Consider the following 19,588-nt stretch of genomic DNA (forward strand, 5'->3'; position numbering starts at 1 on the left):
GCCGGCCGCCCCGCGCGGCGTCCGCCCGTCGGACGCCGGACGTGTGTAGCCCCGGGCATCCCCGGAACGCGGGACCGCGCGCGCGTCCCGGCCAATCCGCCACGGGCGGCCGGGCCGCCGCCGGGGCCGCGGGTACAGTCGCGGCGTCCGCCCGCCGAGAGCGTCGCGATCGGGGCACGTCAGACCGGTCCGGTGCGCGCCCATAGGAGCCGGTACCAGGTGACCGCACGCACCCTCGAAGACCTCGGACTCGCCCGGACCCCCTCGCTCGAACCCCTGACCTATCCCGGCACACCCCTCACCCACCCGGCCTTGCTCCGCGGCGACCACCTCCTGCCGATCACCCCGGACAGCACAGCTGTCGGCGAGTGGGCCGTCGAGGTGGGCGACGGCCGCCGCACCGCCCTCGACACCGCGCTGGCCGTCCTGGGCGAACCGCGCATGCACGAGCGCGTTCCGGTGCTGGCCATCGGGTCCCACGCCGCACCCGCCCAACTCCGTCACAAGCTCAGGACGAGCGGACTGCCCGGCACCGTCCCGCTCACCCTGGCCACGCTCCGGGGCATCCGCATCGGGTTCTCCGCGCACGTCAGCCCCGCCGGCTACGTCGCCGCATCCCCGTACGTCGACGCCGAGGCCACGCCCGAACTGATCGTCACCTGGCTGGACACCGTGCAGCTCAAGGCCGTCGACGACACCGAATACCCGGAGTACCGCCGCGTGGTGCTGCCGGAGCGACGCTTCCCGGTCGCACACCCCTCTGGGGAGACGCTGTTCGGCGTACACCTCTACGTCAACGCCAAGGGCGTACTCGCGCACCCCGACGGACGTACGCCGACGCCGCTGCTCCCGCAGCCCGAGATCCTCCGGCGCCTGTGCGCCGCCTCGCCGGAACTCGCGGAACGGTTCGGCGACTCCCCGGAGGAGTTCGTCCACCGCGCCCGCGCCGACGCCGACCTGCGCGAGTTCGGCACCCGGCTGTTCGCGGAAGCCGGCTGGCTGCTGCCGCAGCCCGAGCTGGACGCGCTGCCCGACGCCCGGGACTCCGCACCCCCGATGTGACACCGGGGCGGCCGGACGGGGTCATCCGGTCTCACGGGCGACGGGTGCGTCGCGCACCACGGCCAGGGCCGAGACCAGGACCGCCACGACCGGAACGGCCAGCAGGGCGCCGAGGATCCCGGCCACCGCACCGCCCGCGACCACCGCGCCCATCACGACGGCCGGGTGCAGCGCCACCGTGCGGCTCTGGATGCCCGGCTGGAGGAACGTCCCCTCGATCAACTGCACGGCGAGCACCACCCCGAGTGCGCCCAGGGCCTTGCCGAGGCCACCGTCCGCGAACGCGACCAGCACCGCCAGGAGTCCGGACAGGAACGCGCCGATGTAGGGCACGTACGCGCCGACGAACACCAGCGCGGCCAGCCCCGGAGCCCCCGGCACGTCCAGGACCAGCAGGCCGATCGCGATGAACGTGGCGTCGATCAGCGCGATGATCGTGGTGCCGCGCATGTAGCCGGCCACCGCCAGGAACGACCGGCGCAGGATGCGGTCCGCGGTGTCGCGGTGCCGCCGCGGAGTGACCACGCGTACGACGCCCGGCAGTTCGTGGCCGTCGCGGAGCAAGAAGAACGTCAGCGCCAGGACCAGCACCCCGCCGGACACGACCTGGACCGCGATGCCCACCCCGTCGACCACTCCGTTCGCGATGGACTCGCCCAGCCTGCCGCCGAGTTCGTGCAGGCCGTCGGACGCCTCCGCCGCCGGGTCGCCGCCTCCGCCGTACTTGTCGCGCAGCGTGCCCGCGGCGTCGGTCAGCGCCGCGCCGATCTTCGCCGCGTTGTCGCTGATCGTCCGGACCAGTACCCACACGGTCCCGGCGATCAGGGCCACCAGCGCCACACAGGTGAGCCCGGCCGCCCAGGAGCGCGGCACCGACCAGCGCAACAGCCGCCCGTACAGCGGATGCAGCAGGGCCGAGCCGAGGATCGCGATCGCGAGCGGCGCGGTGACCGCGCGCAGCACGAAGGCCAGCGCGACCAGTCCCGCCACCACCGCGACCACGAGCAGGATGACGGCGCTCCACGCCGCCGCACTGCGGGCCGGGCGCGGCAGCAGGGGCGGCTCCCTGGGGGGTGTGTCCCCGGATGTCATGCGGTCAGCCCGCTGATGGCGTCGCCGAGCGACTTGACGCCGAGCACCAGGAACAGGACGGCCATGATGGCTCCGTTGTGCCGGGCCATCCAGGCCTTCCACCCGTCGAGCGTTCGGGCCGCCTTCACGCCGCCGAACAGGTAGACGCCCAGCGGTACCACGGTGCACAGCGACGCGACGGCGACGAACACCGCTGCGGCGGCGATCCGCGCCCCGGTGTCGGTCGCGGCGCCCGCGATCGACACCCCGGCCGCGACGACCAGCGCGAGGTTCTTCGGGTTGACGACCGCGAGCACGAACGCCAGTCCCGCCGACTTCGCCGGGGTGAACCGGTCGATGGTCCGCATCCAGGACGGCAGTTGCGGCTCCTCACCGGCCTTCGGCCGGCCGAGCCACTGCTTGACGGCGAGGAACAGGAACAGCACGGCGATGCCGAGCTTGATCCAGTACGTCCACTCCGCGCTCCGGCCGCCTTCCCCGTCGTCGGCGCCGCCGCCCGCACCGACCGCCACAAGCAGCGCCACGCCGGCCGCCAGCGCGACGATCCACCCGGCGGCGAACGCCAGGCCGTTCGCCCGGCCCTTCGGCGTGGCGAGCATCAGGATCACGGCGATCAGCGGGATCGGGCTGATCGCCACCCCGATCGCGGGGCTCAGCACCTGTCCGATGGCGTCACCCATGGGGTCCTCCTGCTCGACGGTCCGCGGGGCCGCGGTTCGGGTCGGGGTCCGCGGCGCCGGGGTCCGGGCCGTCCTGGTCCGCGGATTCCTGGTCCGCGGATTCCTGGTCTGCGGCGTCCGGTCCGGTGGCGTCCGGGTCCGTGGCGTCCGGGGCCGTGACGCGGCGGCGTGCCGGGGTACGCCGCCAGCCGCCCGGGTCCGTCGACCCGCGTGCCCACAGGCCGAGCCGGCCGCGGGTGTCGACGAGCACCGCGCCGAGCACCGTCGCGGCCAGTACGACGGCGAACAGGACGACGAGCCACGACTCGATCGCGAAGGCGACGCCGATGGTCCCGTACCGGCGTTCGTTGCTGGACAGCAGCCGGGGGACGTACTCGGCGGACACGACGCCGAGCACCAGGGTCCCCGCGGCGGTCGCCAGGGCGGTCGGCAGCAGCGCCCGCCAGCGCACGCGCCCGGACAGCAGAACGAACGGCGTCCACCACCACAACGCGATCGAGCCGGCCGAGGCGAGGGCCATGCGCACCACGGTCAGCGGACCGCCGCCGTGGGTGACGCGGAAGGTGAGACCGATCAGCACGAAGTAGGTGACCATCCCGACGATCCAGGCAAGCGGGCGCCACGCGCTGCGCAGGCCGCCGGGGGAGAGGCGCCAACTGCGTTCGTACACGCGCTGGAGCGCCCGGCTGAAGCTCGTGGCGCTCAGCAGCACCAGCAGGAAGCCCAGGACCGTGACACCCGTCTCGGCGGCCGACGAGGCGATGGTCTGGACGTTTCGCGTCGTCGTGCCGTTGCCGAGACCCACCTTTTTGCGCATCGCGTCGACCAGGCCGTCGCTGACGGCGTTGGGTGCCGCGGCGGCCACCACGATCACCAGCGGCATCAGGGCCAGGAACGCCTGCGCGGCCAGGGCCATCATGCGGTCGGTGATCTGGATTTCGAGGGCCCGCGCGACGGAGCGGCCGGGCACGCTCGTCTCCCAGGCCTCGCGCCAGTGCCTGAGGCGTTCGGTGCGCGTGGTGCGCCCGTCGCGCTTGCCCGGGTCGGCGGGGACCCCGGCGTCCGCCATCTGCATGCACCACCCCGGTCCGGTCGCCGAACCGCCTTGACCCGTACGGGTGAACGCGGCCGGACGTGGCCCGGCTGCGGCGCGCGGCGGCCGACCCGCCCGCGCCGCAGCCGGAGGAGAGGGGGCCGGCGCATCCGGCCCGCCCTGGTTCCCGCGCGGCTGGCCTGTGCGGTCAGTCCGCGAAGACCTCGCGCAGCTTGGCCTCTTCGTCGTCGGCCAGGTTGGTGCGAATGAGCTGCGCCCGCGTGCCGGAGAACGCCTCGTGCACCCGGTCCGTGACGGCGCCGGTGCTCATCAGGAACAGCGCCGAGGTGCCGGGGGTGACCTCGCGGCGTACCTCGTCGACGAAGTCGTCGTCGATGCCGACGTCGCTCAGGCTGCCCGCGAGGGCGCCGGTCGCGGCGCCGATGGCCGCGCCGATGAGGGGGACGAAGAAGATGAGGCCGAAGAGCATGCCCCAGAATGTGCCGCTGAGCGCGCCGACTCCGGTGAGGTTGTGGAGTTCCCTGGTGCGCGGCTTCTTCTTCTCGGCGGGCCACGACACCACGGCCGCGTCGACGACGGTGATGAGGTCCTGCTTCTGGAGCCCGAGGAGCTTCTCCTCGGCGAGTTCGGCTCCGTCGGGGGTGGCGAACTTCCACACGGTCAGCGTCGTCAAGGCAGGGTCCTCACACTCGGCACCATGAAACCGGGCAATAGGTATATATAGCCCACATGATCATGCCCCGGGCCGACCCGCCCCGCCATCCGGCAACACGCCGCCGCAGCGGCACCGACCACCCGGGCGGCGACGCGCCGAGGATGTGCTCCCGCGCCCGATGGATTGCGGAAACCTCCGCCGTGTGACGGATCTTGACCACTCGCGGTCACTGCCTGAACGATCACCCCGATCTGACGCCGACCGGATGGGGTAATCATGGGCAACACGAGGCGCCGACTCGCGGGCGGAGCCGTCGCGGCCGCGGCAGCAGTGGGACTGCTCGCGACGGGCGCGGGCCAGGCCCAGGCCGCCGCCTGGCAGTACGTGGCCAACTACCCGCAGCTCTACAAGTGCCAGGACATCGGCAAGCAGTACGTGCACTACGGCGCCGCCAGCGACTGGAAGTGCACCGGCAACTACGCCACCGGCTACTCCCTCTACGTCATCTACTCCGCCTGACCTCCGGTGGGCCCCGCCTCCGCGGGGCCCACCGGCAGCGGCCGCGCCAGCGCGATACCGCGCTCCTGCAACACCGCCGCCTTGGCGAAGAACTCCTCGCCCAGCGGATCGACGTCCAGCAGCGGCATCAGCGCCCGCCACACCGACACCTGCTCCGGCGCCTCCGCCGCGATCCGCTCGAACCGCGAACGCGCCGCCCCCGCATGACCGTTGCCCACCAGCCACACCGCGAGGGCCGCCTCGGTACGCGCCTGCTGCGCCGCGGCGTCCGGACGCGGCGTGTACGCGGCCACCTGCTCGGCCGTCAGCCCGCTGTCCCCCTCCAACACCCACCGACGCAACGCGGCCATCGCCGGACCCGACGGCACATCCGTGAAAACCTCGAACGTGTCGGACGGGTACTGCGTGTCGTTCGGGCGCACCACTAGCCCCGCCTCGTCCACCCACACCACCGAAGGCACATTCGCCACCTGGTACAGCGCCGCCACCCGCTGCTCCGTGTCGATCACCACCGGATGCGTCGGCTTCGCCTCGGCGATCCACGGCGCCGCGTCCGCCGCACGGTGGTCCAGCGACACACTCAGCAGCGTGAAGCCGTGCTCGGCCAGCTCGACGTATCGCGCCTCCCAGTGCGGCAGCTCCCAACGGCACCCGCACCACGACGCCCAGAAGTTGACCGCGACCTTCCGGCCGCGCAGATCCGACAGCCGGTGCACCCGCCCGTCCAGATCCGGCAACGCGAAGTCGGGGGCGACACCGCCCGGGTCGAGGCCCACATCCGCGCACCCGGTGCCCAGGGCGGCCACCGAAGCGGCCCGCTCGGCGGCGTACGGGCGCCCCAGCACCGCCGCGAACGCCGCCAGGTCGACCGCGTCCCCCGGACCCTCGGCAGACGCCGCCACACCCAGCGGCACGCACACGTCGCCCCGGCACCAGCCGTGCGCCTCGCGCGACCAGCCCAGCGCCTCCCGTACCGCCGCACGGCTCAGCAGCGGCGAGCCGCCGTCGGACAGCTCCACCGGCACGACGGCCGCCCGCCCCTCGTCGAGAATCGTCCAGTGCGGCACGGTCCACCTCCTGACGACCCGTCAGGACCGGGTCGGGGGCCCAGTCATACCGCGACCGGCCCGCCGGCACCAGACACGTCGAAACCAGACGCGCCGGAACCGGGTACGCCGCCGGTTGCGTCCGCCGGGGCGACGGGGATCCCCAAATGCCCGAGCACCGAGCCCATCGACCGCCACACGGCGGCACGGGCCGCGTCCGTGTGGTCGATCGTCTCGAAGCCGTGGTGCGCCTGCGGTACGTCCACCACCTCGAGATCCGCCCCCACCGACTCCGCCGCCGCCACGAACTCCGCGACCGTCGCGGCGATCGCCGGATGCTCCAACTCCACCCGGGTCAGCACCACCGGCAACCGCCCCACGCCGCCGAGCGCGTCGGCCGGGCGGAACCGCGAATCCGACAAACCCCAGTTCGGCAGCGGCGCCAGGACCGGGTACGACACCGCCACGCAGCCCAGCCACTCCGGCGGCGCCGCCAACCAGTCCGTCGACAGCAGTCCGCCGGCCGACAGGAACCACAGGGCGATGCGGTCCCCGTCGACGCGCGGATGGGCGCGCACCTGCTCCACCGCCGCCGCGACGTCGGCCGCGGAGCGATCGAAGTCCCCGAGACCGTGCAGCCGGTGCTCCACGACCGCCCCCACCGCCCCCAGGCTCGCCGCCAACCGGGCGTACCCCACCAGACCCGGCCAGTCGCGCGGCGTCACCGCGGCATCCGGGGGAACGGGCCCGCCGTGCACGAACACCACCGCAGGACGCGGGGACACGGTGGCCGGCAGATGCAGATCGACCGCGCCGATCCGCTCGCGCGGACCAGGCGGCACGTCGAGCAGGAAGCCCTTCAGATGGCCTGGCTCCCTGCCGTCCTCAGGGGCCGCCAACACGTGGCCCTCGCCCGCCGTGGCACGCAGGAGCACATCCGCGAGCTCGTCGGGCGCGGTCAGCATCGGCCAATGCCCCGTCGCCAGCTCGAAGAACGTCACCTGACGGTCCACCAGCGTCCTGAGCCCGGCGTCCCCGAGACTCAGCACCGACTCCAAAAGAGCGATGTTCGCCCCACTCGACGTGCACAGCACACCCGTCGTCGGCAGCGCGTCGACCGCACCCGACAACACCAGCGGCTGGAGGAGCGTGCCCGCCGGCTGCGGGGCGGCGCGCCTGGACAGTTCGGCCAGATCCGCCGACGACAGACCGTCCGTGCTGCCCCACAACTGCCACTCGCCCGGTGCCGGGGGAGCGACGGGGTCACCCGGCTCGCCGCCGTCCACCCGGGCGCGCAACTCGTCGCGCAGCCCCTGGAGCGGCAGCAGCTCCAACGGCGCGTCCCCGCTCCGCGCCATACCGGCGTCCAGATAGACCACGCGCGCCACACGCTCCGGACACCGGTCCGCCGCGCCCAGCACCGGATGGATGGCATAGCCGTGGCCCACGACCACCACGCCGTCCGCGTCGCACTGCTCGAACGCCCGCAGCACGTCCGCGATGTGCGTCTCCAGATCCGTGCCCGGACCCGCCGGATCCCGGCGGTCACCCTGACCCGTCAGCGTCACCGGGTGCACCCGCGCACCGGCCTCCCGCAACCGGTCCGCCACCTCCCGCCACACCGAGCCGTCCGTGAAAGGACCCGACACCAGCACGTACGCCGTCATGACCTTCTCCTCCCGCACTCCCCGCTCCTCCCGCACACCCGCAGCTCCAGGGCATCCGCCGGACCACGACCGCGCCGCGGCCGCCGCGCCCCCGGCCACCTCGGCCGACCACGCTCGCGGGTACGGTAGGAACTCCCCTTGAGGGAGGTTCAAGCCGTGCCCACGCCGTCGCCGTCACCGCGGACCCCGCCGCCCACGACCCCACCGCACACGACCACCCCGCCGCCCGCGCGGCCCTGGGCGGCAGACGGCCTGTGGAGCATCGGGGAACTGGCCGAGCAGGCCGGCGCCACCGTCAAGACCGTGCGCTTCTACTCCGACCACGGGCTCCTCCCCGAGGCATCCCGCAGCACCGGCGGGCACCGCCGCTACGCCCCAGCGGCGCTGGACCGGCTCCGCCTCATCCGCTCGCTGCGCACCCTCGACCTGCCGCTCCCGGCCGTACGCCGGATCCTCGGCCGCGCCGTGGACGACCCGGCCGACCCCGATGCCGTCGACGACGGCGCCCTCGAGGACGCGGTCGCCGGCCACCTGCGCGAACTCGGCTCCCAGATGGCCGCGTTGCGCTGGCGGGAGGCCGCCCTCCTGCTCGTCAAAGACTGCGCCCCCGCGGAACGTACGGACCGGCTGCGGCTCGTCGGTGCCATCACCACCCCGCCCGACACGACGGCGATCGCCCGCTTCTGGCGCCGCTGGCTGCCGCCACGCCTGCCGTCGCGCGTCGCGGCAGCCGTCCTCGAACACGCCGTTCCGGACCCGCCCCACGACCCCACCCCGGACCAGGTCCTCGCCTTCGCCCGACTGCACGCCTTCGTCACCGGCGACTGCGCCGGCGACAGCCTCGCGCGGTGCCAGCCCGCCGCACACCGGCCCGACGAGGGATACCAGGCCGCGCTGGTCTACGACGGACTCGTGGGCGCGTACGCGCTCGCCGCCCCGCACCTGCTCGCACAGCGCCCACCGCAGCCGGGCGAGGCGCTCGACTCCTTCGTCGACGCCTACGCCCGCGCCCGCGCCACCCGCGACACGCCCGCCTTCCGACGCGCACTGCACGCGCAACTCGCCGCCGACCCGCGCGTCGACCACTACTGGCGGGAGGTCGCCGTCCTGCGCACCTCGGCCTCCGGCCCGCCGCCCCCGACCCCGGGCGCCGCACACGACTGGCTCACCCGGTCACTCGCCGCCGACAGCGGGCTCTCCGCCGCCTGAGCCGCCCGCTCGACCCGCGCCGTGAACGCCGAGCCCAAGGGAGCGCGTCAGTCCAGCGGCTGGATGTCCGGCAGTTGGTAAGACCCGTCGAGCACGGCCTTGCCCGGCTGGTACATGCGCAGCATCGGGCGGAAGTCCCCGGCCGGTGTCGGCAGCCAGTTCGCCGCCTCGCCCTCGACCGGCTTGGCGTGCATCAGGTAGAGCGTCAGCGAACCATCGGGGCCGTGGACCAGTCCGGGCGTGCGGTCGCCGATCGAGTAGCGGTTGGCCGCGTTGTCGATCAGGAAGTAGTCCGGCATGTCGTACATCGTGACCGACCAGAACGCGTCGACCGGGGGAGGCGACGGGAACGTCAGCGTGTAGTTGCGAGAACCGTTGAGCTGGCGGCCCTCGGCGTCGGTGTAGGTGGTGGCGTACACCGCCTCGTAGGCGTGGTTGCCCCACAGGCCGACCCGCGCCGCGACGGCGCGTACCAGGTACGACGCGCGTCGGTCGCCGATCCGCCAGTCGGGCGAGTCGACGGTGCCCAGGCCCAGGCGGTCGACGTTGTAGTCGAACAGGTGGAGCGCCATGTGCCACGTCGAGCTCCGGTCGTCCAGCCCGGTGCGGCTCGCCTCCTCGACGCGCTGCCGGCCGGCCGCGTACCCGTTGCGCAGCGCGGTCACCAGGTCGCCCGGCGCGTCGTGGTACGGCGAACCGCCCTCGTGCAGCAGGCCCAGCGCGGCATAGCGCCGCTGGTACTCGGCATCCTCGGTGTCCGGCGGGAACGCCGCGAGCAGCACCCGCAGTTGCTCCCAGAAACGCAGGTCCTCGGGGACGGTGTCGTCGGGCACCGGCAGGCCGGCCGTCGGTCCCGGGTCGCCGAGCGGTTCGAGCGTCAGCTGCTCCTGGAGCTTCGCGACGCGGTCGAGGTCGTCGGGTCCCGCACAGGCGAAGCGCCCGACGATCGAGGCGACCGTCGTGGGGGCGGTGATCACCCGCGTGCCTTCCGGGACGGCGCCGATCCAGCCGGGCGGGGCGACCACGAAGACGGCGGCGTCGGTGCCGGTGGCGCGGCGTCCGACGTACGCGAAGTTGTTGGTCCAAGTGTCGACGAACTGGAGCACGTAGTACGAGTCCGCGGTGTCCGGCACCCGCAGGAGCAGCGGCCCGCCGGACAGGTCCAGTTGGGCGAGCGAGTAGATCGTGTCGTTGTTGACCGACACGAAGTCGTCCTGAGGACCCGCCAGTTTGCGGGCGTGCGCGAACCGGTTCGCCTGCGTGGCGGGCAGCGAGCCGAAGCCGGTCCGCAGGCAGCGCTGGACCATGGAGACGTCGAATACCAGGGGGTACCCGTAGACATACGCGTCGGCGGCGAGCCTTGCCAGATCGTCGTGGTCGGACATGCACCGTTCCCCTCGGAGCCGCCGTCGGCGACGGCGGGCGCGGACAACCATCGCGGACAGCCTCTGCGGACAGGACAAGCGTGCGAACGGGCGGGCGGACAAACGGGTCCGGGCGTACGCGCGGCAGCGCGCGGTAGCCCGACGCCGAGAGCCGACCACCCTCCCGCAACCCTCCATCACCCGGCCCCGCCCCGCCACCGGAGCCGCACCCGCCCGAGGCGGTCCGGCGAGCCGTCAGGGAGCGGCGAGATTGCTGCGGAGCAGGGTGACGAGTTCGTCGTCGGACAGGCCGAGGGAGCGGGCCTGGCGGACCAGGTCCGCGACGCGTTCGGCGAGGTGCAGGCGGGCCGGGTCGGCTCCGGCGGCGACGACGGCGCCGCGGCCGCGGCGCAGGTCGAGCAGTCCTTCGTCGCGCAGCTGCTGGTAGGCGCGCAGGACGGTGTGCACGTTGACGGTGAGAGATGCAGCCAACTCCCGGGCGGCGGGCAGCCGTTCGCCGGGCTCCACGGTTCCGTCGGCGACCGCGCGGCGGACCGAGGCGGCGATCTGCTCGTGCAGCGGCCGGGGTGATCCGGGGTCTACGCGGACCAGCATCTACCGTGCCCCTCGGTGGTCGGTGCCGCCCGCGGCGCCGGCTCCGGGCCCGCGTCGTCGCGGTCGTCGGGCTGCCGTCTGCGGGCGGCAAGGGTGTTGATGACGGAGGCGGCGGTGCGGGCGTCCCGGACCGTGACGACGAAGGTGCTGCCGGTCGCCAGCTTGAGCGAGAGCGCTTCGCCCGAACGGAGGATGACCCCCGACGCCCCGGGCCGCATGCGGTAGCCCCACCCGCCGAAGTCGCGCAGGGCGCGTACGTCGCGGGTACCCGCCTCGCTTATCCGTGCCAGGGGCACCTGGGTGCGGGGCCGGGGGAGCGGGCCGTACGCGACGGTCAGGCCGGAGGTGTTGGCGGTGACGCGGACGGCCGCGAACGCGCCGGTGAGCAGGGCCGCGCTCAGGAACACCAGGCTCGGCCACCAGTCCCCGAGGATGCCGACGACCACGCCGACGACCGGCATGGCGACCGAGATGACCGCCAGGACGGGGGACACCGCGCGCCGCGTCCACACCAGGACTTCGCTGTCCCGGGCCTCAAGATGACCGGCCTTCGCATGCGGAGCGGTCGCGGCCTCGACAACCTCGTTCGCCGGGGGACCGGCCAGCAGCCACCCCAGGCCGGCCGCGACGACGAGCACACCGAGCCCGGCGGCGAGGTACCCCATGCCGAAGCGGACCGTGCTGCTGTCGTCGGCGTCCAGGTGCGCGTGCAGCAACATGATCGGGATGAAGGTCAGGATGCCGCTGAGGCCGACGCCGGTTGCGGTCGTACCGCGCTGGCCGCCCGGGTTCGCGCGGGACACCCAGGCGATGACGGGGAAGAACGAGCCGAGGCCGAGGAGCAGGGCGGCAAACACGGGCAGGAAGGCGCCGCGCGACGTGAAGCCGTCAGGCCGTCCGTTTGCGGTCATGTGGGTGGCGAGCGGGTCGGGCAGCCGTGCGTGCCAGGCGGCGAAGGCCACCGCGACAAGAGTGAAGCCGACGACGGGGGCGCCGCCGGCGACGAGTGTGCGGCGGATGGTGACGGATCGGAGCGAGCGGGTGCGAGCAGGTGCCATAGGTACTCCTGGTTGTTATAGTGCAACTATAACAATGCGGAGAACAGGCACGGGAGGATGCCTGATGGCCCGCGAGCGGGTTGCTCGCGGGCCAAGAAGCACAGCACAAGGTGTGTTCGACCGGGTGCCGGCCGGGGCGGGGGAGGGCCGCTCAGGCGTCCTTGACCGCCGAGACCTCGACCTCGAGGGTGACCTTGTCGCTGACGAGTACGCCGCCCGTCTCCAGGGTGGCGTTCCACGTCATGCCGTAGTCCTTGCGCTTGATGACGACGGAGCCCTCGAAGCCGACACGGAGGTTGCCGTACGGGTCGCGCGCGGCGCCGTTGTACTCCAGGTCGATGCTCAGCGGATGCGTGACGCCCTTGATGGTGAGGTCGCCGGTCAGGCGGTAGGTGTCGTCGTCGACCTGTTCGACGGCCGTCGAGTGGAACGTGATGTTCGGGAAGTTCGGCGCGTCCAGGAAGTCGTTCGTACGCAGGTGCCCGTCGCGCTGGTCGTTGCGCGTGTCGATGCTCGCGGCCGCGATGGAGACCGAGACCTGCGACTTGGCGGGGTCGTCGCCGTCGAGGGTCGCCTTGCCCTCGAACTCGTTGAAGGCGCCGCGGACTTTGGTGACCATCGCGTGCCGGGCGGAGAACCCGATCCGGGAGTGCACCGGGTCGATCGTGTACGAGCCGGTCAGATCGGTCAGGGAGATGGGGTTGTCGCTCATGCAGCCGAGCCTGCGCCGGTCGGCCGGGGTCGGCAAGCGGAGCCTCGGCTGTTCGTGCGTCCCCCGTTCCGGTGAATCTTCCATAACTGGCCCCGGCCGACTGCTTTTCACCCCGACCCGAGCGCTCGTCAACAGGACGGGCGCCGGTCGCGACTCGCCTTACTCCCAGGCCGTGAGCTCCGGGCGCTTGGGTGGCCGGCCGTCGCCGGAGGAGCGGCCGGTGACGCGGCGGTAGAGCCACGGGCCGAGGTGGATTCTGGCCCAACTGGCGTCCGCCTTGCGGCGGGTGAGCCAAGGGTCCGGGGCGGCGGGGGCGAGGGGTACGCGCCAGTCGGGGTCGTGTGGGAGGCCGAGTGCCTCGCAGACCGCTTCGGCGACGCGGCGGTGGCCTTCGGTGGAGAGGTGGAGGCGGTCGATGCCCCACATGCGCGGGTCGTCGAAGACCCGGGCGGTGAAGAGGTCGACGACAGTCGCGTCGTGGCGCTTGCCGAGATCGTCGACGAAGGAGATGAGCTGCTCGATGCGCGGCATGAGGCGGGCGCTGGACCTGAGCCGCCGCGTCGGGTCGGTGCTGCGGAAGAGCACCAGGTGTCCGGTCGACGCGGCGAGGGTCGCGGCGGCCTCCTCGAGGACGGCGCAGACGGCCGCCAGGTCGCAGCGGGGGCGGAGGACGTCGTTGAGTCCGCCGGCCAGGGTGGTCAGGTCGGCGCCGAGGGCCGCGGCGATCGGGACCTGGTCGTGCGCGATCTGGCGGATGAGCTTGCCGCGGACTGCGAGGTTGGCGTACCGGAGGCCGGGTTCGGCGGTGGCGAGCCGGTCGGCGAGCAGGTCGGCCCAACCGCGGTAGGTGTCGGGCGGGTGGGCGCCGTTCGCCGGGTACGGGTCGGACATGCCCTCGGTGAAGGAGTCGCCGACGGCGACGAAGGTGGCGACCCGGCCGAGGGGACGGAGGGGGCCGGGAGCGTGGGAGGCGTGGGCGTCGGCGGGGCCGGCCGGGGTGGGGTTGTTCATGGCGGGACGATTTTATGCCCGCGCGGGGAGGGGGCTGTGCGGTGGTGGGCGTCCGGCCGCGGGTTGGTCAGAGGCGGAGTTTGAAGCCGTCGTGGCTGCGGGTGAAGCCGAGGTTCTCGTAGAAGCGGTGCGCGTCTGTGCGGGCTTTGTTGCTGGTGAGTTGGACCAGGGTGCATCCGCGTTGGCGGGCCCGTTCGACGGCGTGGGCGACGAGGCGGCGGCCGTGGCCGGAGCTGCGGTGGTCGGGGTGGACGCGTACGGCTTCCAGGAGGGCGCGGTCGGCGGCGTTGTTGCCGAGGCCGGGGATGTAGGTGGCCTGGAGGAAGCCGAGGACGGTGCCGTCGCCTGCGTCGAGGACGAGGAGTTCGTTGCGGGGGTCGTCGTCGATGGCGGCGAAGGCGCGCTCGTGGGCGTCGGTGACGAGGACGTGTGCGTCCGGGTCGGCGGGCGGGGCGTCGCCGAGGAGCGCGAGCAGTTGGGCGAGGTCGGGGCGGGCGGCTGGGCGGAAGTGCATGGGTGAAGCATGCCGGGTGGCCGGGTGGCCGGGTGGCCGGGTGCGCGCGTGAGCGGTCATGTCCGCTGGCGGTTGCCTCGGCTGCGGTACGTGTCAGCGGCTCGCTGAGGGCGGACGGGTCAGGCGGGAGTGGGGTGGTGTGCGGCGAGCCAGGTGTTCTCGTCTTCGAGGTCGTTGCGGATCCAGTCGCGGACCTCGTCGGTCTCGGGTTCGTTGTGGACGCGGGCGGCGTGGTCCATGGCGGCCCGGAGGACTTCGTCCTCTTCGCCGATGATCACGAGGCTGCAGCCGACTTCGTTGGGGGCCTTGGTGCAGTCGGCGACCTTGCGTGGCATGGCCGGCTCCTCTCGGCGGGGCCGCCACCGGGCGCGGCGGCCCTTCTGTCCACTGTGGCACCGGGGTGGTCGGGCGTCGTGGTGTCTTCGGTTTGTTGTGTCCGGGGCGTGGTGGGGTTCGGGGATTCCTTGCCAGTGTCGTGAGTGGGGACGCGTCAGCGGGGGTTGCTGGTAAGGGTGGGGCACCGCCGTTTGCGGCGGTGGACGTGGGTCCCGGTGCGGGCGCTCTGCGGGAACCGGCCGCGGTGTATTCGTTCCCGACATCGGCGGACTTCGCGGCGGCGCTGACCGGCGTGATCACGGCCGCCCGGTGAGTGCGGTCCCGCGAGCGAGGAGCGTGGGTGTCAGCGGGTGGCGGTGAGGTGGGCGTACACGACGGTGTTGGCGGAGTAGCCGGTGTGCTCGTCGTAGGTGCCGCCGCAGGTGATGACGCGGAGTTCGGGGCGTCCGGTGGGGCCGTAGACGCGGGTGCTGGGGAAGTTGTCGCGGGGGTGGGTGCGTACGGCGTAGATGGTGAAGACGGCGGTGTGGCCGTCGCGGCGGTGGATTTCGATCTTGCGTCCGGTGCCGAGTTTGCCGAGGTCGTAGAACACGGCGGGGCCGCGTTTGTTGTCGACGTGTCCGGCGATGACGGCGGTGCCGGTTTCGCCGGGGGTGACGGCGTCGGTGTTCCAGCCGGCGACGTCGGCGCGGTCGGCGGGGGGTACGTCGAGTTCGCCGGTGGGTGAGACGTCGAGGCCGATGAGGCGGGCGTTGACGGCGATGGCGGGGATGCGGATCCAGGTGGGGGTGGATCGGGTGAGGGGTGCGCTTCCGCCGGTGGGTGTGGTGCCGCTGTTGTCGGCGGTGGGTGGGCCGGGGGTGCCGGTGATGCCGTTGTGGATGAGGAGGGCCGCGACGCCGAGGGTGGCGGCGAGGGCGGTGACGCGCAGGCGTGTGCCACCCCCGGCCGCGGCGCTGGCCGCGCGGCCGGGGGTGGTGTCCGGGGTGGTGTCGGCGGGGGTGCCGTGGGGCATCGCGGTGCGCCGTTCCGGGGGTGGGCCTGGGTGGTGGTCAGGCGCGGTTGGCGGCGCGGCGGCGGAGCATGAGGGTGGCGGTGCCGAGGGCGGCCGCGGCGAGGGTGGTGCCGATGGCGATCTGGGTGGAGTCAGGGCCGCCTGCGGCTCCGCCGAAGCCGGTGCGTACGGGGCCGGTGACGGTTGCGGGGTGGGTGGTGGCCGTCGTGGTGGTGGTCGTGGTGACGACGACGGTCGTGGTGGTGGTGACGGCCTTGCCCGCGGATTTTTCGGTGGACTTCTCGGACTTCTCGGCGGACTTGCCCGAGGGTGCCGCGGAGGAGCAGTTCGCGGTGACGGTGTACTGGCCGGCGGGGACGGCGGCGTGGACCTGGAGAGTGCCGGTGAAGACGCCCTTGGTGGCGCTGCCGAAGTGGATCGTCCCGGCTTGCGAGGTGCCGTCGGCGGTGGCGGCCTCGGTGGGGCAGGTGAGGACGAGTTGCACGGTCTGGCCGGGTTGGACGTTGCCGGGGGTGGCGTGTACGTAGGGGACGGTGCGTCCGTCGTTGGCGACGGCCGCGGGCGCCGCGGAGGCCAGGAGTGCGGCGGCCATGGCGGTGCCTGCGGCGAATCGGGTTGCGTACACGGGGGACCTCCGGGGCGTGTTGCCGTGCGTGTCGTGTCGGATGGGCGACCGGTGGGACGTCGGTCGCGTCGGTGAGCCCAGACAAGCGCGGAGGGCGCGGCGGCGCAGCGCGGCGGGTTAGCCGGGACGGCCTAGACGTGGGTTCGGGTCGCGGGATGTTTGTGCTGGTCAGATGGGGTTTTCGGGGCGTGGTTGCGGGGGTGTGGGGCGAAGGCGGGCGGTTGCGTCGAACGGGGGACGGCGGCGGGGCCGGCTGGGCGGTGCCGCGCTCTGTGGATGTCGGTCGGGCCGCGGATCGCTGATGATCTTGTGAGGCGGTTGCGTCTGTGTGGCCGTCGGTCTGGTGCGTGACGAGGGGATGGGTGCGCTGTGGTGGGACCGATGGACGTGCTGGCGGAGCGGTTCGAGGAGAACCGGGGGCATCTGCGGGCGGTGGCGTACCGGATGTTGGGGTCGGTGAGCGAGGCCGAGGACGCGGTGCAGGAGTCGTGGATCCGGTTGAGCCGCAGCGATGTGTCGGGGGTGGAGAACCTCGGGGGCTGGCTGACGACGGTGGTCGGGCGGGTGTGCCTGGACATGCTGCGGTCGCGCAAGTCGCGTCGTGAGGATGCGCTCGAGGTGTACGTGCCGGATCCGGTGGTGGACCGGGACGACTCGGTGGATCCGGAGCACGCGGCGATGCTGACGGATTCGGTGGGGCTGGCGCTGATGGTGGTGCTGGAGGCGCTGCCGCCGGTGGAGCGGGTGGCGTTTGTGCTGCACGACATGTTCCAGGTGCCGTTCGAGGAGATCGCGCCGATCGTGGATCGCACTCCTGCGTCGGCACGGCAGTTGGCGAGCCGGGCGCGGCGGAAGGTGCAGGGGCGTACGCCGCGGGAGGAGGTCGACCGGGGGCGCCAGCGTGAGGTCGTGGGGGCGTTCTTGAAGGCGGCGCGCGCGGGGGACTTCGAGGCGCTGTTGGCGGTGCTGGATCCGGATGTGGTCTTGCGGGCGGACACAGGTGCGGCGGCGGTGGGCGGCGTGTCGCGGTTGGTGTCGGGGGCGCGGGCGGTGGCGCAGCAGGCACTGACGTTCACGCAGTTCGCGCCGTATTCGCGGCTGGCGCTGGTGAACGGTGCGTACGGGCTGGTGACGGCGCCTGAGGGGACGGCGTTCTCGGTGATGTCGTTCGAGGTGGCGGACGGGCGGGTGGTGGAGATCAACCTCCTGGCGGATCCGGACCGGCTGGCGGAGCTGGCAATCCCGGCACTGCCGGAGGCGTGACGCGGTGCCGGGGTTGCCGCGGGACGTGTATTGGCTCGGCGGCGGGAGCGGCGGCGGCAAATCGACGGTCGCCCGGCGGCTGGCGGAGCGGTTCGGTCTGCGGGTGTATGCGACCGACGATGTGATGGGTGATCACGCGGCGCGGAGTTCGCGGGCGGATGCCCCGTATTTGGCGGCGTTCGCGGCGATGAGCATGGACGAACGGTGGGTGGAGCGTTCGCCGGAAGTGATGCTCGAGACGTTCCACTGGTTTCGCGGTGAGGCGTTCGGGTTGATCGTCGAGGACTTGCGTGCCTTGCCTGCGGATTCGCGGGTGGTGGTGGAGGGGTTCCGGTTGCTGCCGCGTCTGGTGGCGCCGTTGCTCGCGGACCCGTCGCGGGCGGTGTGGTTGCTGCCGACGCCGGCGTTTCGGGCTGCCGCGTTTGCGGGGCGGGGGTCGGCGGGGGACATCTCGAGTCGGACGGGGGACCCGGTGCGGGCGGAGCGCAATTTGCGGGAGCGGGACCGGTTGTTCACGGATCGGCTCGCGGAGGAGACGCGGCGTCTCGGCCTGCGCTCGGTGGTGGTCGATCCAGGGGTGGAGGAGGACACGTTGGTGGAGCGGGTGGCGCGGGGGTTTGGTTTGTGATGTTTTGTGGCGCTTGGTGCGCGGTGGAGGTGGCCGGGGTCAGCCTGCCCAGCGGCCGGAGAGGTAGGTGGCGGCGAGCAGGGTCGACAGTGGGGCGGTGAGGGCGAGGTAGGCGGTTTTGGCGTACGGGCGGCGGTGTGCGGCGGCGGCGAGCATGATCCACAGGGGCCACCACAGGAGGGTGGCGCGGGGGATGGACATGTACCAGTAGGAGGTGCCGAGGGCCCACAGGCTGAGGGCGACGTAGGTGGCTTCGGCCCAGCGGCGGCGTACGAGGAGGAATGTCGCGAGGGTGACGCCGACGGCCATGGCGAGGAGTTCGGCCTGCCATTCGACGGCGTAGCCGGTGGGGTAGGTGTTGTCGAAGGCGGCGTTCCACGTGGTCTGCCAGGCGTCCCAGGGGGCGTGGAAGCGGCGGTGCCAGCCGCGTTCCTCGGCGTGTTTCCAGGCCATCCAGTCGCCGGTGCGGGTGTGGAGGTACCAGGTGTAGAGGGCCGGGGGGAGCGCGGGGAGGGCGAGCCAGGGGAGGTGGCGCCAGGGTGAGGGCCGGGGTTCGGCGGGCCGTCGGGGGTGTGCGGTGGCTTTGCGGCGGCGGGCTTCGGTGGTGGCGGTTGTGGCGTAGTGGACGGCGAGTGCGGCGGTGAGGAACAGGCCGCTGACGCGTACGGAGCTTGCGAGGCAGGCGAGTAGTGCGGCGTGCGGCCAGTTGCCGCGGAGTGCGGCGAGCCATGCGGGCAGGGCGAGGGCGAGGAAGAGGGCTTCGGTGTAGCCGGCGGCGAGGAAGACGGCGCACGGGGAGACGAGCAGGAACAGGACGGCCAGGCGGGCGGTGCGGTCGTCGCCGAAATGGTGGCGGGCGATGCGGGCGAGGGCGAGGACGGCGACGGCTCCGGCGGCCAGGGAGATGAGGAGTCCGGCGGCGGTCCAGTTCGGGACGGCGGTGTGGACGGCGCGCAGCAGGAGAGGGAAGCCGGGGAAGAACGCCTCGCGGTTGTCCCAGCCTTCGTCGCCGGGGCGGAGATCGGGTCCGGGGGTGTCGGGGAAGTAGCCGTCGCGGGCGATGTGCATGTAGTGCACCCAGTCCCATTGGGCCCAGGCGGAAAGGGTGGTTTCGGCGTGGCGGGCGTCGCCGTCGGCGGGGAAGATGTGGCGGGTGGCGTACGCGGTGGTCCACAGAGCGATGCGGGTGAGGAAGTAGAGCCACAGGACGTCGCGGTCGAGCCGGGGTATGCGGGCGAGGAGTGCGGCGGCCGGTCCGGTTGGGGCGGTCCGTGGTTTCCGGCGGGCTTCCGGGCGGTCGCCCGATCGGTGCGGCGTGGTGGGCGCCGGTCGGGCGGGTGGGGTGCGCGGTGGGGTGAGGGTCACGGCGGGGCTCCTGGGCGGGTGAGGGCGTGCGTCATCGCCCGCGGGCGGTGTGGGTGGGTGCGCTGCGGGTGGTTCGAGGGGGCGGGAACGGGGCCAGG

At 73.0% G+C, this 19,588-nt stretch carries 21 protein-coding genes; 5 read left to right on the forward strand and 16 right to left on the reverse strand.

Annotated elements, in window-relative coordinates; all coding sequences use genetic code 11:
- Nucleotides 1–219 precede the first annotated feature (219 nt).
- Nucleotides 220–1,062 (forward strand): hypothetical protein, encoded by an 843-nt coding sequence (locus AB0C36_RS11130; protein WP_358352396.1) that lies wholly within the window; start codon nucleotides 220–222, stop codon nucleotides 1,060–1,062.
- A 21-nt stretch (nucleotides 1,063–1,083) separates the two neighbouring features.
- On the opposite strand, the gene AB0C36_RS11135 is transcribed toward AB0C36_RS11130, so the two are convergent.
- The 4 genes from AB0C36_RS11135 to AB0C36_RS11150 form a co-directional block, all read right to left on the reverse strand.
- On the reverse strand, nucleotides 1,084–2,154 hold the full coding sequence (locus AB0C36_RS11135; RefSeq protein ID WP_358352398.1) for an AI-2E family transporter: 1,071 nt from the start codon (nucleotides 2,152–2,154) through the stop codon (nucleotides 1,084–1,086).
- Nucleotides 2,151–2,834: a GAP family protein gene (locus AB0C36_RS11140; RefSeq protein WP_358352400.1), complete on the reverse strand. Its 684-nt coding sequence runs from the start codon at nucleotides 2,832–2,834 to the stop codon at nucleotides 2,151–2,153. Before AB0C36_RS11140 ends, AB0C36_RS11135 begins: the two co-directional genes overlap by 4 nt.
- Nucleotides 2,827–3,909 (reverse strand): YhjD/YihY/BrkB family envelope integrity protein, encoded by a 1,083-nt coding sequence (locus AB0C36_RS11145; protein WP_358352401.1) that lies wholly within the window; start codon nucleotides 3,907–3,909, stop codon nucleotides 2,827–2,829. The genes AB0C36_RS11140 and AB0C36_RS11145 overlap by 8 nt, the downstream gene beginning before the upstream one ends.
- Before the next feature lie 166 nt (nucleotides 3,910–4,075).
- On the reverse strand, nucleotides 4,076–4,561 hold the full coding sequence (locus AB0C36_RS11150; protein ID WP_358352403.1) for a DUF1269 domain-containing protein: 486 nt from the start codon (nucleotides 4,559–4,561) through the stop codon (nucleotides 4,076–4,078).
- 258 nt (nucleotides 4,562–4,819) lie between these two features.
- Between AB0C36_RS11150 and AB0C36_RS11155 the strand changes: the two genes are divergently transcribed.
- Nucleotides 4,820–5,062 carry a hypothetical protein gene (locus AB0C36_RS11155; RefSeq protein WP_358352405.1) on the forward strand — a complete coding sequence of 81 codons (243 nt, stop codon included), beginning with the start codon at nucleotides 4,820–4,822 and terminating at the stop codon, nucleotides 5,060–5,062.
- Here the strand turns inward: AB0C36_RS11155 and AB0C36_RS11160 are convergent.
- Nucleotides 5,050–6,129, reverse strand: a complete 1,080-nt coding sequence (locus AB0C36_RS11160; protein ID WP_358352407.1) for a redoxin domain-containing protein — start codon at nucleotides 6,127–6,129, stop codon at nucleotides 5,050–5,052. The two genes, AB0C36_RS11155 and AB0C36_RS11160, sit on opposite strands and share 13 nt — an antisense overlap.
- A gap of 44 nt (nucleotides 6,130–6,173) precedes the next feature.
- Complete coding sequence (locus AB0C36_RS11165; protein WP_358352462.1) at nucleotides 6,174–7,775, reverse strand: alpha/beta fold hydrolase; 1,602 nt, start codon at nucleotides 7,773–7,775, stop codon at nucleotides 6,174–6,176.
- A 252-nt stretch (nucleotides 7,776–8,027) separates the two neighbouring features.
- Between AB0C36_RS11165 and AB0C36_RS11170 the strand changes: the two genes are divergently transcribed.
- Nucleotides 8,028–8,984 (forward strand): MerR family transcriptional regulator, encoded by a 957-nt coding sequence (locus AB0C36_RS11170; RefSeq protein WP_358352464.1) that lies wholly within the window; start codon nucleotides 8,028–8,030, stop codon nucleotides 8,982–8,984.
- Between the two features lie 47 nt (nucleotides 8,985–9,031).
- Here the strand turns inward: AB0C36_RS11170 and AB0C36_RS11175 are convergent, their stop codons facing one another.
- The 9 genes from AB0C36_RS11175 to AB0C36_RS11215 form a co-directional block, all read right to left on the reverse strand.
- Nucleotides 9,032–10,369 carry a DUF1254 domain-containing protein gene (locus tag AB0C36_RS11175; protein WP_358352409.1) on the reverse strand — a complete coding sequence of 446 codons (1,338 nt, stop codon included), beginning with the start codon at nucleotides 10,367–10,369 and terminating at the stop codon, nucleotides 9,032–9,034.
- Between the two features lie 234 nt (nucleotides 10,370–10,603).
- Complete coding sequence (locus AB0C36_RS11180) at nucleotides 10,604–10,963, reverse strand: GntR family transcriptional regulator (RefSeq protein WP_358352410.1); 360 nt, start codon at nucleotides 10,961–10,963, stop codon at nucleotides 10,604–10,606.
- Nucleotides 10,948–12,021 carry a DUF1648 domain-containing protein gene (locus AB0C36_RS11185; protein WP_358352411.1) on the reverse strand — a complete coding sequence of 358 codons (1,074 nt, stop codon included), beginning with the start codon at nucleotides 12,019–12,021 and terminating at the stop codon, nucleotides 10,948–10,950. Before AB0C36_RS11185 ends, AB0C36_RS11180 begins: the two co-directional genes overlap by 16 nt.
- A 151-nt stretch (nucleotides 12,022–12,172) precedes the next feature.
- A complete protein-coding gene (locus AB0C36_RS11190) occupies nucleotides 12,173–12,733 on the reverse strand; it encodes a YceI family protein (RefSeq protein ID WP_358352413.1) in 561 nt (186 codons plus the stop codon).
- A 159-nt stretch (nucleotides 12,734–12,892) separates the two neighbouring features.
- The gene (locus AB0C36_RS11195) at nucleotides 12,893–13,744 is read right to left on the reverse strand and encodes an SGNH/GDSL hydrolase family protein (RefSeq protein WP_358352415.1); all 852 of its coding nucleotides are present in this window, start codon (nucleotides 13,742–13,744) and stop codon (nucleotides 12,893–12,895) included.
- A gap of 67 nt (nucleotides 13,745–13,811) precedes the next feature.
- Entirely contained in the window at nucleotides 13,812–14,258 is a 447-nt protein-coding gene (locus AB0C36_RS11200; RefSeq protein ID WP_358352416.1) for a GNAT family N-acetyltransferase, read from the reverse strand.
- A 119-nt stretch (nucleotides 14,259–14,377) separates the two neighbouring features.
- Nucleotides 14,378–14,593, reverse strand: coding sequence for a DUF1059 domain-containing protein (locus AB0C36_RS11205; RefSeq protein ID WP_358352417.1), 216 nt, complete (start codon nucleotides 14,591–14,593; stop codon nucleotides 14,378–14,380).
- Between the two features lie 344 nt (nucleotides 14,594–14,937).
- Complete coding sequence (locus tag AB0C36_RS11210) at nucleotides 14,938–15,609, reverse strand: class F sortase (protein WP_358352418.1); 672 nt, start codon at nucleotides 15,607–15,609, stop codon at nucleotides 14,938–14,940.
- 37 nt (nucleotides 15,610–15,646) lie between these two features.
- Complete coding sequence (locus tag AB0C36_RS11215) at nucleotides 15,647–16,234, reverse strand: hypothetical protein (RefSeq protein ID WP_358352420.1); 588 nt, start codon at nucleotides 16,232–16,234, stop codon at nucleotides 15,647–15,649.
- Between the two features lie 381 nt (nucleotides 16,235–16,615).
- Between AB0C36_RS11215 and sigJ the strand changes: the two genes are divergently transcribed.
- Complete coding sequence (sigJ, locus tag AB0C36_RS11220) at nucleotides 16,616–17,497, forward strand: RNA polymerase sigma factor SigJ (RefSeq protein ID WP_358352422.1); 882 nt, start codon at nucleotides 16,616–16,618, stop codon at nucleotides 17,495–17,497.
- 25 nt (nucleotides 17,498–17,522) lie between these two features.
- Nucleotides 17,523–18,125 carry a hypothetical protein gene (locus tag AB0C36_RS11225; RefSeq protein ID WP_358352423.1) on the forward strand — a complete coding sequence of 201 codons (603 nt, stop codon included), beginning with the start codon at nucleotides 17,523–17,525 and terminating at the stop codon, nucleotides 18,123–18,125.
- A gap of 39 nt (nucleotides 18,126–18,164) precedes the next feature.
- Here AB0C36_RS11225 and AB0C36_RS11230 read toward each other — a convergent pair whose 3' ends face one another.
- The gene (locus tag AB0C36_RS11230) at nucleotides 18,165–19,490 is read right to left on the reverse strand and encodes a mannosyltransferase family protein (RefSeq protein ID WP_358352425.1); all 1,326 of its coding nucleotides are present in this window, start codon (nucleotides 19,488–19,490) and stop codon (nucleotides 18,165–18,167) included.
- Between the last annotated feature and the right edge of the window lie 98 nt (nucleotides 19,491–19,588).

This window comes from Streptodolium elevatio (assembly GCF_040649515.1).
Classification (GTDB): domain Bacteria; phylum Actinomycetota; class Actinomycetes; order Streptomycetales; family Streptomycetaceae; genus Yinghuangia; species Yinghuangia elevatio.

Bases quoted from the DNA above. Each gene is read 5' to 3' on its own strand.
- AB0C36_RS11200 (WP_358352416.1), bottom strand. From the start codon at position 14,258: ATGCACTTCCGCCCAGCCGCCCGCCCCGACCTCGCCCAACTGCTCGCG.
- AB0C36_RS11140 (WP_358352400.1), bottom strand. From the start codon at position 2,834: ATGGGTGACGCCATCGGACAGGTGCTGAGCCCCGCGATCGGGGTGGCG.
- AB0C36_RS11135 (WP_358352398.1), bottom strand. From the start codon at position 2,154: ATGACATCCGGGGACACACCCCCCAGGGAGCCGCCCCTGCTGCCGCGC.
- AB0C36_RS11155 (WP_358352405.1), top strand. From the start codon at position 4,820: ATGGGCAACACGAGGCGCCGACTCGCGGGCGGAGCCGTCGCGGCCGCG.
- AB0C36_RS11185 (WP_358352411.1), bottom strand. From the start codon at position 12,021: ATGGCACCTGCTCGCACCCGCTCGCTCCGATCCGTCACCATCCGCCGC.
- AB0C36_RS11190 (WP_358352413.1), bottom strand. From the start codon at position 12,733: ATGAGCGACAACCCCATCTCCCTGACCGATCTGACCGGCTCGTACACG.
- AB0C36_RS11180 (WP_358352410.1), bottom strand. From the start codon at position 10,963: ATGCTGGTCCGCGTAGACCCCGGATCACCCCGGCCGCTGCACGAGCAG.
- AB0C36_RS11175 (WP_358352409.1), bottom strand. From the start codon at position 10,369: ATGTCCGACCACGACGATCTGGCAAGGCTCGCCGCCGACGCGTATGTC.
- AB0C36_RS11210 (WP_358352418.1), bottom strand. From the start codon at position 15,609: ATGCCCCACGGCACCCCCGCCGACACCACCCCGGACACCACCCCCGGC.
- AB0C36_RS11195 (WP_358352415.1), bottom strand. From the start codon at position 13,744: ATGAACAACCCCACCCCGGCCGGCCCCGCCGACGCCCACGCCTCCCAC.
- AB0C36_RS11205 (WP_358352417.1), bottom strand. From the start codon at position 14,593: ATGCCACGCAAGGTCGCCGACTGCACCAAGGCCCCCAACGAAGTCGGC.
- sigJ (WP_358352422.1), top strand. From the start codon at position 16,616: ATGGACGTGCTGGCGGAGCGGTTCGAGGAGAACCGGGGGCATCTGCGG.
- AB0C36_RS11165 (WP_358352462.1), bottom strand. From the start codon at position 7,775: ATGACGGCGTACGTGCTGGTGTCGGGTCCTTTCACGGACGGCTCGGTG.
- AB0C36_RS11145 (WP_358352401.1), bottom strand. From the start codon at position 3,909: ATGCAGATGGCGGACGCCGGGGTCCCCGCCGACCCGGGCAAGCGCGAC.